Below are 15,026 nucleotides of genomic sequence, written 5' to 3'. Positions count from 1 at the left end.
TATGGTTTAGCTAATGCACCCTTAAGACTATTATAAGCAAATAATGTCTAATACGTTTTAGTATCTAAATAAAGATAAAATCAGTTGGTTTATATCCATACATTCTATTTAATTAAGGCATCCTGTAATTCATAAACTGATTATGAAAAAAATACTGCCTCTCCTGTGCCTGCCTTTATTCGTTTTTGCCGTTTATTTTGATGCCGGTCAGTCCATTAGCCCGCAATCGCATCACGCTCCTTATGCTTTTACCAATGTTCATGTTATTTCAATGGAATCTGAAGGAGTGTGGGAAAACTACACCGTTATTACCGAAGAAGACCGAATTGTAAGGGTTGGTCCTGCCGATGAAGTGAAAATTCCCGAGGATGCTCATGTGATTGATTCTGAAGGGAAATACCTGATGCCCGGTTTGGCTGAAATGCACGGTCATGTTCCGCCAACCGATCCGGGTCCAACGGCTCCATCTTATTTTAATGATGAATATGTAGAACATACGCTCTTCCTGTATGTGTCGGCCGGTATAACAACCGTTCGCGGAATGCTGGGTTATCCCAATCAGCTTAAGCTCAAAGACAAAGTGAATAACGGCGAGCTGATAGGCCCGAATTTATATCTGGCCGGACCTAGTTTTAACGGCAATACTGTTTCATCTCCGGCTCAAGCCAGAGAAAGAGTAAAGCAGCAAAAAGAAGAAGGGTGGGATTTGTTGAAAGTTCACCCCGGATTAACCCGCCCGGAATATGATGCGATGGCTGAAACTGCGAATGAAATCGGGATTCATTTTGGAGGACATGTGCCGCAAGAGGTGGGTATTGTTCATGCCATAGAAATGGGGCAGCTTACCATGGATCATATTGACGGATACGTAGCCTACCTGAATGCTTTTGAGGAGCAGGAGCGGGATCAGCGAATGGCAGAGATTATTCAGATGACGAAAGAAGCCGGCGTTTGGATGGTGCCGACACAGGCGCTTTGGGAAACCATCATCGGGGCAGCAGATTACGATGCGATGAAGCAGTATGATGAGCTGAAATATATCCCTGATGCCGTGAAGCAGAACTACTTCAATTTTGCGGAGAATCCGGGAAGCAGCTATTCAACCGGAAACCCGGAGGCACAAGCTGAACTGCGCAGAAAGCTGCTGGAGGAAATGAACGAAGCGGACGTAAAAATCCTGATGGGTACAGACGCACCGCAGTTATTCAGCGTGCCGGGCTTTTCTATCCATCGCGAACTTCCGCTCATGCAAGAAGCCAATATGACCAACTATGAAATCATAGAAACCGGAACCAAAAATGTGGGGGAGTATTTCGCTGAATGGGATGATTTTGGAGTCGTAGCTGAAGGTCAAAGAGCAGACTTGATCTTACTCAATGAAAATCCACTGCAGGATTTATCGGCTATTAAAAATCACTCCGGTGTGATGGTTCAGGGCAAATGGTATTCCAGGGAGATGATCGATAAAAAGCTGGCTGAGATCGAAGAGTATTATGCGAATTAATTAGAAATAACCTTTCCAGAGTTATTAAAGCCTGTTAGCTGAAGCCTGCATCCGGTTTAACTCTGGAAAGGTTAAATACCGAATATTTATTTCCAATTCCTTTTCTTTCTCTGAACTCTTCCAGAGTTATTAAGGGTACATGGTTTACCTCATTTCTGCTTTAACTATGGAAAAGTTAAGTTTCGACTGGTCGGTTACAACATTCCTTAGGTTACCCTCGCCCTGAAGCCTGCATCCGGTTTAACTCTGGAAAAGTTAAATACCGAATATTCATTTCTTTTTACGAACACCCGCTTTACTCCCAGCTCTTTTTTTATAAATTGAGCTCTTCAATTTTAACTAACTACTTTTCTACTATGAAGCCTATCCAAAGCCTTTTGCTCGCTTTGGTTTGTGCTCTTTTGTTTGGTGTGAATGGATATTCTCAATCTACGCCACAGGCATTTAAGGGAGCTCAAATCATACCTATCTCCGGCGAGCCAATTAATAACGGAGTTCTTGTTGTTGAAGATGGAAAAATAACGGGCGTTGGTGGTCCAAACACCCGGATTCCCCGCGGAGCTGATGTCCATGATATGACGGGTAAGGTAATTATGCCCGGACTTGTTGACACCCATTCCCATATCGGTGAAGGTGATGGAGGCGACCGGTCGTCAGCCCTGCATCCGGATGTCCGCATTATGGATGCTATTGATCCGCGCAGTGATACGTTCCGCAAAGCACGAGCCGGTGGAATCACCTCGGTAAACATCATGCCGGGTTCAGGTCACCTGATGAGTGGCCAAACCGTGTATCTGAAACTCCGCGAAGCGAACACCATCGAGGATATGCTGATTTACCTGGATGAGGATAAAACCATTTATGGCGGACTGAAAATGGCCAATGGAACCAACCCATTGGGAGGAAGTGGATTTCCGGGAACACGCGCCAAGTCTGCGGCTATGGTAAGAGCTTTGTTTGTGAAGGCACAGGAATACCAGGCTAAAATAGAGGCCGCCGATGGTGATGAAAGCAAGATGCCTCCCCGCGATATTGGGATGGAAACCCTGGTGCAGGTGCTTGAAGGAAAGCGTACGGTACACAACCATACCCACCGGCACGATGATATTCTAACGGCTATCCGTTTATCTGAAGAGTTTGGATATGATCTGGTGCTTCAGCATGTGAGTGAAGCCTGGAAAGTAGCCGATGAAATTGCCGAAGCCGGAGTTCCTGCATCCATTATTACGCTGGATTCTTTTGGCGGAAAACTGGAAGCGGCTGAAATCAAGAATGCTAACGGGAAATACCTGGAAGATGCTGGTGTATTAGTGGGACTTCATACCGATGATGGTATTACTGATTCCCGTCTGTTTCTGCGATCAGCCGCACTGGCGGTACGCGAAGGCATGAGTCGGAAAGCTGCGCTTGAATCTGTAACGATTGCCAACGCCATTATGATGGACATTGACGATAGAACCGGAACACTTGAAAAGGGCAAAGATGCCGACTTCATCATCCTCTCCGGAGACCCGTTCAGCGTGTACACACATGTAGAACAAACCTGGATTGAAGGTTCCAAAGTCTGGGATCGATCCGATGAAGAAGACCGAAAATATGCGACCGGCGGATATGAAATTTTCCGCGGCGAAGTTCACACGCATCATGAAATGGGAGGTTCAAAATGAGATTATTCAGAAAACTATTATTGATACCGGCACTGCTTTTGGTATTCAGTTTTAACACGGCTGAGGCACAAATAGCCGTTAAAGGTGAAACGGTATATACCATGGCCGGAGATCCGATTCCCAATGGTGTGGTATTGATCAAAGATGGAAAGATTGAGCGCGTGGGTTCTGCTTCCAGCGTAAATATTCCATCCAGTTACGAAGTGCATGAAGCCAAAGTGGTGACTCCGGGCCTGATTGATGCTCACTCCGTAGTCGGTTTAGCCGGACACCTGAATCAGGATCACGACCAGGATCAGCTGGAAACCTCCAGTGCCATTCAACCCGAGCTCAGAGCTATTGACGCTTATAATGCACGGGAAGCTTTGGTAGGCCATTTACGGGAGCTTGGAATTACGACGGTTCATACCGGACACGGACCCGGCGCATTAATCAGCGGACAGACGATGATCGTAAAGACAGTGGGTGAGACCGTGGAGGAATCGACGATAGTTCCGGCCAAAATGCTTGCGTTCACTCTCGGAAATAATATGAGTCGTGAAATCAGTAAGCCGGGAACCCGTTCTAAGGGGATTGCCATGCTTCGGCAGGAATTCATCAAAGCAAAGGATTACCTCGAAAAGAGAAATGGCGATGAAGATTATTCCATGGACTTAGGTTTGGAAGCGCTGGCTGATTTGCTGGAAGGCAAACTTACTGCTTTGGTTACGGTTCATAAAGCCAATGACATCATGACGGCAGTTCGGTTACAGGAAGAATTTGGATTCCCAATGGTGCTGGACGGTGCAGCCGAAGCTTATTTGATCATCGACGAATTGAAAGAGGCCGGACATCCAGTAATCGTTCACCCAACAATGATCCGCACTTACGGCGACAGCAAAAACGCTACTTTTGAAACAGCGGCTAAATTGTATGAAGCCGGAATCCCGATTGCTTTTCAAAGTGGGTATGAAGGCTATGTCCCCAAAACCCGGGTGGTTCTGTTCGAAGCCGGTGTTGCAGCAGCAAACGGTTTGGGTATGGAAAATGCTCTCAAAGTGCTGACGATTGATGCAGCCGAACTATTGGGCATTGATAATCGGGTGGGCTCACTCGAAGCTGGCAAAGATGCCGATGTTGTGATGTTTGATGGTGATCCGCTGGAATACATCACCAATGTAACCGGTGTGATTATTGATGGCGTAAAAGTGAAGTAAAACTGCTGAAATCGACAGTTGGTAACGACGCAGAGCGTCATTACCAGAGATTGGAGGATAACAAAACGGCCTCGCTACGATCGCTCTGCGTCGTAGCGAATGGCTTAGCGTTTATATAGTTGTTATTCTGAACCTGCCGGCTGAGGCTGGCCGGATTCAGAATCTGAAAAAGATTTTAGGTTTGAGAACAGATAAGAACCTCAGCTTAATCACATGTCAAAGACTTACAAAAAAGCCTCAACCCCGGAGCAAATACCAGTTCTTTTTACAGAAGCCTGGATGCAGCGGGATGCGGATATGCTGGCTTCATTATTTGCCGAGGATGCGGAATTCGTAAATGTTGTCGGACTCTGGTGGCATAACCGGGATGATATCCGGGAAGCACACGCTTATGGATTTGATAAGATATTCGGAGACTCGGAATTGGTGCTTCGGAAAACAACCGTGAAATACCTGTCTGATGATATAGCCGTAGTTTACGCCCGTATGCATCTCAAAAATCAAACCCAAAAGGGAGATGTGGAAACTCCTTCGCTGCGCTATACTATTTTTAGTTTTGTGGTTCAGAAAGTAGATAGATACTGGAAATGTGTATCGGCGCACAACACGGATATTATCCCCGGCGCCGAAACGAATATTATTGACAAAGAGGGGAAGTTTAAATCGGTGAATTACCGCAAATAAGAAATAAAGAAGTCATTCCGCACGTGAGGCGGAATCTCCCTGAAATATTTGGGATATTGTCAGTAAACATTGAGGGTGCAAATGGCATTTTATCGAAGAAACCTTCCACACTGGCAGCCAGAGGGTGCGGAATATTTTATCACATTTCGTTTAGCGGGTTCTTTGCCAAAGCAAGCCGTTTCAAGGCTCAAGCAAGAGCAGAGATTGTTAATAAATAAGGTGGAAGATAGTTCCCGTAGTGCGGACAGGCTGTCCGCGTTACGGGAACGAGTTCACAAAACTATCTTTAAAAAATACGACCAACTACTGGACTGTAATGAGATAGGCCCAACCTGGCTTTTAAATGATGAGGTGACAGAAATTGTGAAAGAAGCAATTCACCACAGAGATCAGGAGAAATATGACTTATATGCTTACTGCATTATGCCAAATCACGTGCACTTGATTTGTAAGTTACCTGACTCAAATCACTTAAAACCCTCCGGGAAGAAAGATTATCCATTAACAAATATCTTGAAATCACTGAAATGGTTTACTGCTTTAGAGGCAAATAAGGTACTAAAAAGAACCGGGTCTGCTTTTTGGCAAGCAGAGAGTTATGACCATGTTATCCGGGATTCAGATGAGTTACAGCGGATAATTTACTACACTCTACAGAATCCTGTAAATGCAGGGCTGGTTGATAATTGGAAAAGCTGGCATCATTCATATTGCAAAAAGGAATTCAGAGAACTATTCTGAAGACCGGATGTTAAAAAAAGAGCGACTCAATGAACCCCATCACCTTCAAATCTCACATCGATTACCTGCCAAAGCTGAAGCTTACGCATATTACAGTGCCTTCTGAAATCGTGGATAAAGCCGGAGGTATTGGAACACGGCTGATGGTTTCCATTAACGGAGAAAAAGCCTTTCATGGTGGAATGGTGGCTCTGGGTGGTGGAGATGCTTACATCACCGTTAATAAAAAGCGGATGAAAAAGTTTGGGGTGAATAAGGGAGAAGAAGTTGAAGTAACCATAGAGCTTGATCACAGCAAATATGGGATGGAAATGCCGGAAGAGTTAGAGGCACTGCTGGAACAGGACAGGGAAGGAGAGCGACGATTTGAGATGCTGGCTCCCAGCAAACAGCGTTATATCATTCACTATGTATCTCAGGTAAAAAGCAGCCAAAAGAAAATAGACCGTGCCATCATGTTGATCAACAACCTGAAAGCTCTACCCGAAGATGACTTTGATATGCGAAAATTATTGGGTCTTCCGCCCAGGGAATAGAACATCGAACAAGGAACACCGAACTTTGAAGTATTTATGTTAAAAGTTCGGTGTTGTTTGTTCCTTGTTCGGTGTTAAACATTAATTAGCCGTACTGCCGCTGATGGTATGACCGAAGAAAACGGCATTGGCAAACAACTTATTTGTGCCATACCAAAAAGCACGGAAGTTGGGGTTGTCAGCCATGGCAATCACTCGCCCTCCGCCTAACCGACTCACAACAATAGCTGCAGAGCCTTTGGCATTTTCAAGATTCTCATCGTTACTGTAACCGCTGGCTAACGGGTTGTCCGTGTAATAAAGCGGAGTGGAATACGGATTTTCTCCTTTCTTCATAAAAGTGGTGGTACTTCGGAACACGGTGATTTCGTCATCATTATATCCGTAACCAAGAGGATGGGTCAGATCGAGTTTGGCGTTAAAGATAGAGCCACCGATATACTCAGATCCTGAATCCGGACCTTGTTTTACATACGGCCGTACTTCAACTTCTTCTTCCTCACCTTCTTCATCTTCCTCGTCTTCATCATCAATAAATTCGATGTTGGCGAAGCCCTGAGATTCTGCCCAATCAAGTGCATTTCTGTAAGCGATTAACGTTCCGCCTTCACGCACCCATTCTTTCAGGTTCTCTGCGGCGCGGTCGTTCATTCCGTAGCCGCTGGAAACAATCACATTGTATCGATCGAGATCGGCTCCATCAAGCTCTTCATATTCAAGAATGGTAACCGGCATATGGTACCGCTGGTCGAATAGGTGCCATACTTCACCAACTTCATACGAGCTGGTTCCCGATCCGCCAATAACGGCCACTTTAGGGTCCTGAAGGTTTTCGAAATTATTACTTCCAAGGTCCATGCCGGCCGGAGTTAAACCTGAGGCGAGGTTGTACACGGTTATGCCATCTTCCTCGGTAATGGTCTGAATAAGCTCATGTACTTTTTCAGGGTCATCCTGAACGCCCATAGGAACTAAAATGGTGCCGTAATCAAAGTCTTTAGCTTCGTTTTCGGTTATGGATTTGAAGGTACGGGAGGCCACCTTGGCTCTCACTCCGTTAGCCAGCAGTCGGTACAGTGCCCGTGGTGCATAATATTCATCCCACTCAAAAGCATAGGCATAATTAGCTTTGCCACCATTCAACGTTCCGGTCAGGTTTAAGTCGTCCAGAGAAAAGGCGTCGCCCAGCATATTCTTGTTGTAGCCCCGGTTCAGCTCCGTAAACGGCAGGTTGAATGCATAGGGCATGGTCCAGGCAGAAACATCATAAAAAAGGCTGTCGGTGAATTCGGTTCGTCGCTCAAAAAGCGCAGTAATCAGCTTATACTGCTTTTGGTTGGTGGGTACGATGTATGCTTTTCCGGCTTTGAAATCATTATAGTCTCTTGCCAGTTCGTACACCTCAACCTGGTTTCGCTTCAGCATCTCCGCAAGGTGCTTTGTTCGGCCCTGGTCGGCTTCTTCTCCAAACACGTATGCTTTTATGGATGCATCATCCGCTTCTTCAGCAGCTTCCTGATAAAACTCGCGGGTGTTGGCCAGCAGTTCTTCTCTCAGGCTTTGCGCCGCTTCCAGTGTGGAAAGAGACGTTGTAAACTGATTGCGGATGGTAAACGGAAACTCAAGAATTCCGTGAATGCTTTCCTGTGCATGTCCACGCGAACTGGCTTGTTCAAATAAAATTCCAATGGAGCCATTTACATCGGGATAGGTAGATCCTTTTCCGTAATAAAAGTCATCGAAGCTTTCCTTGGAATAATAGAGTGACTGGATTTCATCCAGTGCATCAGCGTGATATTCAGCGATAGCTCCGGTCAGGTCCTGATTTCGCTGCGGGGTGATAGGATGCGTACGCGAAGGAATTCCCGGCTGGAAAAAGTAGGTAGCATTGGTTCCCATCTCGTGGTGGTCGGTCAGAATTTGTGGAACCCATTCGTGGAATTTGGCAACCCGTCCTTTACTCTCGGGATGCTGCATCAGCAGCCAGTCACGATTCAGGTCAAACCAGTAGTGATTGGTACGTCCGCCCGGCCAGTTTTCGTCAAATTCCCGGCTTTGCGGGTCGGTTACCAATACATTTTTACTCTTGTGGATATTCGCCCAGTGAGCAAATCGGCTTAATCCATCCGGGTTGATGCTCGGGTCAATCAGAATCACAGTGTTATTAAGCATCTCATTAATCTCAGAACCCTGAGCAGCGGCCAGATGATATACAACAGCCAGAGAAGCATTGGATCCACTGGGCTCGTTTCCGTGTACGCTGTAGCTCATGGTTACCACAACCGGCATTTCAGAAATATTCAGGTCCTCAGAAACAGAGGCATCGGTCAGCTTTAAGTGCTCTTCTTTAATTTGGTCGATATTGCGCTGGTTTTGGGGTGAGGTGATGGTAAGCATCAATAGCGGCCGGTTTTCGTAAGTCCGGGCATACTCGGTGATGGTAACTCGATTGGAGGCTTCGGCAACCGCATACATGTACTTCACCAGCTGATCGTGGCGCACGTGCCACTCACCCAGCTCAGCTCCCAGAACTTCTTTAGGGGTGGGAATTTCAGAATTATAGGAAACGCCGTCCGGCAGGTAATAATCAAGGGTGACGGGTTCAGGGTTCAGAACCTGGGCGTGGGTCATCATCCCGAATAGCAAAGAGAAAAGAGCAGTAAAGAGAGCTTTCATAGTTAGTTTGATTTATACTGGTTGATACTTCAATAACGCGTTGAATGGTACCAGTTCAAAATGAAAAAAGTTTTTAAAAGTTCCGGGGCCTTAATCGGTTCGCTGAGCCGATAAGGTTTTGCCACGAAAGCGCTAAAGCACAAATTTTTACTTAGACAGAGGGTAATCCATCATTCCATTTCGTGGGGAAAAGGCTTTACCGCCGGAGAGAAGATAAACGGGGTGATGGATAGGCTCGACCTAAAGGTGCCTGCTCCGTATCTATTTCATCACCCGGCTCTCGCTTTATTTCTCAAGTCTTTCTTATTTAGGCAGAGCCGAATGATGAACGTGCAATTCGTCTATCAAAAAGAATAGCGATGAACCAAGCGACCGAATGATCGATTTGTGATTGTAGGCTTTCTCAGTTCACGCACAAACTATTTTTTCATTATCATCCGCCCGAATGGAAAGCAACAGAACAGGAAATGGATTCGGGAAAAGTTACATCTACCTTTAAATATGCATTCGGGCCGGGACTGATTCTGGCCGCGGCTGCCATCGGGGTTTCGCATTTGGTGCAATCTACACGTGCCGGTGCTGATTATGGATTCACCCTCGTCTGGGCGGTCATCATTGCCAGCCTGATGAAGTATCCCTTCCTGGAATACGGTCCGCGCTATGCTACCGCCACCGGAGAAAGCCTGATCGCCGGCTACAAAAAACTGGGCAGCTGGGCGCTTTGGATCTATATCATCTTTACCATTGGGACAATGTTCGCTATCCAGGCTGCAGTCACCATCGTAACTGCAAGTCTGGCTGTAGAATTAACCGGAATCGAGCTGCCGCTGCTGGTGTGGAGCATCATCATTTTACTGATTTGCATTGGTGTTCTGTTTCGTGGTCAGTATTCAGCTCTCGATTCCCTGATTAAAGTAGTGATGGTAGTTCTCTCGCTTTCAACCATTGCCGCCTTTTTGGCCGCGTTGTTTGATGCCTCTCCCTCAGAATTGCCCGCCGCACCTTCTGTATGGGACGTAGCCGGGGTCACTTTCCTGATTGCCCTGATGGGGTGGATGCCCATTCCCATTGATGCAGCGGCCTGGCATTCGCTGTGGAGCCTGGAGCGACAAAAGCAGACCCAACATAAATCGAGCCTGAAAGAAAGTCTGCTGGATTTCAATATTGGATATGTGGGGGCGTCTATTCTGGCGCTGATCTTTTTGTCGCTCGGAGCATTGGTGATGTTTGGTTCGGGTGTAAGTTTTTCATCCTCAGGTGCCGGTTTTGCCCAACAGCTCATCGATCTGTACACACAGACATTGGGTAGCTGGGCTCATTGGATTATCATCATTTGTGCATTTACAACCATGTTCAGCACCACGCTTACGGTGACGGATTCTTACCCCCGGGTAACCCGCGAAATTATCCGGGTGATGAAGAGCGAGGTTGACGAGTCGGGACTTTTTTCTTATAAGGGACTGCTGTTTCTGATCTCAACGATATCCATGTTGATTCTTTGGCTAACGGGCAGTCAATTTACCTATATTATAGACCTGGCCACCTCTCTTTCCTTTCTGACAGCACCGGCGCTGGCTTATATTAATTGCGGGCTCATCATGTCGCGGTTCACGCCCGAAGACCATCACCCCAAAACATGGCTTAGAGTATTAAGCTGGCTGGGTATGATATTCCTTTCCGCATTTGCCCTGCTGTTTTTCTACTGGAGGTTTGTGGGATAGGCTGAGAAATAATTTATTAAATGCTCATTCGGATTTGGTAAATTAATAAGGATTATACCCCAAGTAATAAAACGACAAGTATCTCCATTGAAAACATTCTTTCCACCAAGAGAGCCTTTTAATGCCTACTCTCACTATTTAGGCGCCATTATTGCCACCGTTTGGCTTTTCTTTTTGATGTCGGCAGCTTCCGAAAGCCCGACCGGACACAAGGCAGCCTATCTGGTTTATGGTATTTCCGTGATTCTGATGTTTCTCTCAAGTGCCATCTACCACACCATTAATGTGCAAAATAACATCGAAGAATTTTTCAGGATGGTAGATCACTACCTCATATATATAGTCATTGCCGGTTCTTATACGCCCATGTGTGCCATTGTTTTGGAAGGGGCCTGGCAGTGGGGGATGTTGCTGGGCATCTGGCTGTTTGCCCTTGCAGGTATTTTGAAAAAGACTTTCTGGATGAATGCTCCGCGTTGGTTTTCAACGGTTATTTACCTTTTTATGGGTTGGGCTTCAGTAATAATTCTTCCGATGGTTTGGAAGATGCTGCCACACGGATTTGTTTACTGGATTGCCATTGGTGGGTTGTTTTATACAATTGGGGCAGTAATTTACGGCATTAAGAAACCAAACCCGATTCCAACGGCATTCGGCTTTCATGAAATTTGGCACCTGTTTGTAATGGGCGGTGCTTTTTCCCATTATTGGGCGATCTACAACTATTTACCTCCGTTTAGTATTTCAGGATGATGAAAAGGATTTTATTTGCTGTACTATTTAGTCTGACGATTGCACCTGTTTCAACTTTTGCACAGCTGTATAACACCTCGGTTATAAACCGCCCCGGTGGATTGAACTGGCAGCAAATTAAGACAGCGCATTTTCGCATTATTTTTCCGCAAGGGGAAGACTCTCTGGCTTACAGATCGGCTGCAATACTGGAAAGTGAGTATGCCAAAACCTCGAAGCTGACAGGAGGTTCGCTGACCAATTTCCCGGTGATTTTGAATAACTACAATGATCTTTCAAACGGATTTGTAACCTCCTTCAATTTCCGTTCCGAAATAGAGTTAGCCGCGATAAAAGGGAAGGGAATGAACCCGCAGTCGGGCGACTGGCTGGAGACGGTGCTTCCTCACGAGCTCATTCATGCCACACATTTCAATATTCAGCAGCCTTTTGAAGATAAAAAGGTGAGTATCCCCAATTTCATCAGTTTATTCTCCCCGGATATCGCCCGTACATTTCATGGATTTGCCCCGGTGGGTTTACATGAAGGACTTGCAGTGTATTATGAAACGGAATCGGTGACACCACAGGGAGGGCGGGGGAATTACAGCTTCTTCAACAATCGCTTCAATGCAAATTTTGCCAGTTCCGGCCGATGGAATATGGGGCAAACCCTCATTCCTTCAGATTACACCCAGCCCTATAACCGCCACTATATTTCGGGATATACGTTTATTGATTGGCTCCATGATAATTACGGCGATGACATTTCAAAAAAGGCGATTCGCTATCACTACCATAATTTCTTTTTGGGATATGGAGTTGCGTTGAGGGCTAAAACAGGGAAGTGGCCGGGTCAGTTGTATGCGTTGTATGAGAAAGACCTGGCGGAAAAAGAAGAACAGCGGTTGGCAGAAATTGAAGTCAACACTACGGAAAAGTCCCGCATCATCGACACTCCGTATAAAGGGGAAGAAATTCACGGTCCCAAATGGATATCAGATACAAAGCTGCTTTTTTACGGTTCTTTTTACAATGGGCGGATTGGATTTTATGAATACGATTTAGAATCAGGAAAAATGAAGCTGCTAAAGGAAGTGTTCAGCGTAGAGGATTATAACTATGAGATTGAAAACGCTACTGACTTCTACTTTAGTAATTATTCCCGCGACCCGCTCATCCCCTCTCAATACATTGCCGATGTACAAAAGCTGAATTTGGAAACAGGGGCTTCAACAAGGCTTACAGAGAATGCCCGGGTTTATGCTCCCACATCAAATGGAGAGCGGGTGCTGGCTATTCAGGCTGATGGCTCCGGCGGTAAGATTGTAGAAATAGCCGAGGGCGGAGAGGTTGAAGTACGCAAAACTTTTGATGGGGCTATTCCGGTTACCCTTCGGTTCAACCCGACAAAACCTAAACAACTGGCTGTGGTTTTGAAACGAAGAGGCGTTCAGGCACTTTGGATAACATCATTGAATTCCCTGTCCGAAGACCTGGATGAAGCTCCAGATCTGGCCTTTGAGAATGCCTCTGTATTTGACCCTCAATGGCACCCGGATGGTGAGCATTTGTTGTTTAGCCTGGATGCCGGTCCGGCCATGAACGTGTACGAATATAACTTGCAGTCCGATGAAGTCACCCAGCGAACCAGCTCATTGTATAATGCATTTGAAGCGTCCTATTCTCCGGATGGTAGTCAAATCGCATATGTTGTGCAGAAAGTTAATGAACGGAAGTTGGCTGTATTGAATCGGGATGATTTTTTGAATGCCCCGGTTCCGGTTTCAATGAGACTGGCTGGCGATGCGCTGAATGAAGAATTAACAAGGCCATTGTTAGGGGCGTCTGCTATGGACTCAATTTCCACCATAGAGCCAACACCTTATGGGGCAGAATTTTCCTGGCTGAAGCCCCGGGCGGTTTATCCGGTATTGGAAGAAAAAGGAGGGACCTATCAGTACGGAGCCGGGTTTTCGAGTATTGATGCGCTTTCCAGACAGGCGTATTCGGCCGAAATTACAGGGATACAAAACAGGCTTTGGTACGATGTTAGCTACACCAACAAAATGTTTTATCCGGGCTTTGAACTGAACGGATATAGCGACCCGCAGTTTTTTGCTATACAGAACAATGATACCGGCGAGCGGTTTTCGTTGATGAGACAGGATCGGGGGATCAGCTTGTCGATGCCTTTTGATTATACATTCCGGGGAGATACCAGGCTTAGCTCCATTTCATTCTCTCCGGAAATTTCCGCGGAGCAGTTCAAGTATTATGATCTGGAGCCTTCGGGCCTGACCGACTTTGCTACGCGATATAAAGCCGGATTCTTTTCTCAGCTGAATATCGGGGTGTTGAATTTTAAGAGAGATATTCAGCCCTCTTCAGGAATTTCCTTTTTCGGGCTTTATGAGCAAACCCTCAACAAGCCGGAGATATCAATACCAACTCCGATCGGCAACTTCAATTCAAGCTTTGCCAATCAATGGTCGGCTTATTACGGAGTGTTCGGTTTTGTGTCGCCGTTGAGGAAGTGGAACCAATCGTTGAGGCTCGACCTTCAATTTCTTCAGCAAAGTGCATCACCTATTTACTCCAACGATACGATCATCCCTATGGGTTTTAAATCCGGTGCTTTCCCTAATTTCAGATCCGGGCAGGATGGAGGCTTTCAAAACCTGAGCCGGTTCAGCACCCGTTATACCATTCCGCTTTGGTATCCTGATACCGGCGGGCTGACCCTGCCTCTGTACCTGAGCAGTATCTATTTAACAACTTTTACACACACCCTAACCGACATGGACGCCAACGACTTAGTGGCTTCAAGCCGAAGTATTTTCGGAGCCGGTTTCCATGTTCAGTTCAAAGTGTCTAACTTATTGTTTGATTTAGGGGTAGGGCTTGCGTACGAACCAACCCGAAATAACACTCAATTTATATTTGGCCAATTTTGATTAAATCATTTGTTCTTCGCGTTTCTGTTCTGGCATTTTGTGGGGCCTTTCTGTTAACCGCTTTTGGTTGCGAATCCAAAAAGCCAGCCGATCCACAGCCTGCACAAAACGGCAACCGGAAAAGCCCGATCGCCATCGCTTCTATCAAGCATAACAGCACCTATATTAAAGTTGTCTACGGACAGCCCTACCGGCGCGGACGTACAATTTTCGGGGAATGGGAGCCCTGGGGGAAAGTGTGGAGAACCGGTGCAAATGAAGCGACTGAAATCACTATTACCGAACCGGTGCTAATGGGCGATCAGGCGATAACTCCCGGAACCTATGCTTTGTTTACCATTCCTCAGCCGGATTCTTTTACTGTTATCCTCAACCACGAATTAGGACAGTGGGGAGCGTTTGAATACAAGCCGGAGCGCGACTACAAACGAATGAAATTTCCCGTTCAGAATTTAGAAACACCGGTTGAGGCTTTTACCATTCAGTTCTCTGAACCTGAATACAGCATGACCAGCATGACGCTGAAATGGGATGTGGTAAGAGTAGACATCCCCATTCGGTTTTACGGGGAGTAGTTTTGGCAAAGTCCTTTCCTAACTTGCTACCGAAGGG

At 46.2% G+C, this 15,026-nt stretch carries 11 protein-coding genes; 10 read left to right on the top strand and 1 reads right to left on the bottom strand.

Annotation, left to right across the window (positions count from 1 at the left end):
• Positions 1–142: 142 nt before the first annotated feature.
• From NM125_RS06135 to NM125_RS06110, 6 genes are all read left to right on the top strand, one after another.
• The gene (locus NM125_RS06135; protein ID WP_255133839.1) at positions 143–1,504 is read left to right on the top strand and encodes an amidohydrolase family protein; all 1,362 of its coding nucleotides are present in this window, start codon (positions 143–145) and stop codon (positions 1,502–1,504) included.
• Between the two features lie 356 nt (positions 1,505–1,860).
• Complete coding sequence (locus tag NM125_RS06130; protein ID WP_255133837.1) at positions 1,861–3,171, top strand: amidohydrolase family protein; 1,311 nt, start codon at positions 1,861–1,863, stop codon at positions 3,169–3,171.
• Positions 3,168–4,367, top strand: coding sequence for an amidohydrolase family protein (locus NM125_RS06125; RefSeq protein ID WP_255133835.1), 1,200 nt, complete (start codon positions 3,168–3,170; stop codon positions 4,365–4,367). The genes NM125_RS06130 and NM125_RS06125 overlap by 4 nt, the downstream gene beginning before the upstream one ends.
• A gap of 213 nt (positions 4,368–4,580) precedes the next feature.
• A complete protein-coding gene (locus tag NM125_RS06120; RefSeq protein ID WP_255133833.1) occupies positions 4,581–5,051 on the top strand; it encodes a YybH family protein in 471 nt (156 codons plus the stop codon).
• An 81-nt stretch (positions 5,052–5,132) separates the two neighbouring features.
• Positions 5,133–5,792: a transposase gene (locus tag NM125_RS06115; protein ID WP_255133831.1), complete on the top strand. Its 660-nt coding sequence runs from the start codon at positions 5,133–5,135 to the stop codon at positions 5,790–5,792.
• 29 nt (positions 5,793–5,821) lie between these two features.
• Positions 5,822–6,328, top strand: coding sequence for a YdeI/OmpD-associated family protein (locus NM125_RS06110; protein ID WP_255133829.1), 507 nt, complete (start codon positions 5,822–5,824; stop codon positions 6,326–6,328).
• An 81-nt stretch (positions 6,329–6,409) separates the two neighbouring features.
• Here the strand turns inward: NM125_RS06110 and NM125_RS06105 are convergent, their stop codons facing one another.
• Positions 6,410–9,004 (bottom strand): M14 family metallopeptidase, encoded by a 2,595-nt coding sequence (locus tag NM125_RS06105; protein ID WP_255133828.1) that lies wholly within the window; start codon positions 9,002–9,004, stop codon positions 6,410–6,412.
• 467 nt (positions 9,005–9,471) lie between these two features.
• On the opposite strand from NM125_RS06105, the gene NM125_RS06100 reads away from it, so the two are divergent.
• The 4 genes from NM125_RS06100 to NM125_RS06085 all read left to right on the top strand — a co-directional run bounded on the left by NM125_RS06100 (position 9,472) and on the right by NM125_RS06085 (position 14,989).
• Positions 9,472–10,725, top strand: coding sequence for an Nramp family divalent metal transporter (locus NM125_RS06100; protein WP_255133826.1), 1,254 nt, complete (start codon positions 9,472–9,474; stop codon positions 10,723–10,725).
• Between the two features lie 87 nt (positions 10,726–10,812).
• Positions 10,813–11,478: a PAQR family membrane homeostasis protein TrhA gene (gene trhA / locus NM125_RS06095; RefSeq protein WP_255133824.1), complete on the top strand. Its 666-nt coding sequence runs from the start codon at positions 10,813–10,815 to the stop codon at positions 11,476–11,478.
• Positions 11,475–14,414: a TolB-like translocation protein gene (locus NM125_RS06090; protein WP_255133823.1), complete on the top strand. Its 2,940-nt coding sequence runs from the start codon at positions 11,475–11,477 to the stop codon at positions 14,412–14,414. The genes trhA and NM125_RS06090 overlap by 4 nt, the downstream gene beginning before the upstream one ends.
• Entirely contained in the window at positions 14,411–14,989 is a 579-nt protein-coding gene (locus NM125_RS06085; protein ID WP_255133821.1) for a DUF2911 domain-containing protein, read from the top strand. Before NM125_RS06090 ends, NM125_RS06085 begins: the two co-directional genes overlap by 4 nt.
• Positions 14,990–15,026: the final 37 nt, after the last annotated feature.

It is taken from the genome of Gracilimonas sediminicola (assembly GCF_024320785.1).
GTDB lineage: Bacteria > Bacteroidota > Rhodothermia > Balneolales > Balneolaceae > Gracilimonas > Gracilimonas sediminicola.
This window is presented reverse-complemented; position numbering and strand designations above follow the sequence as displayed.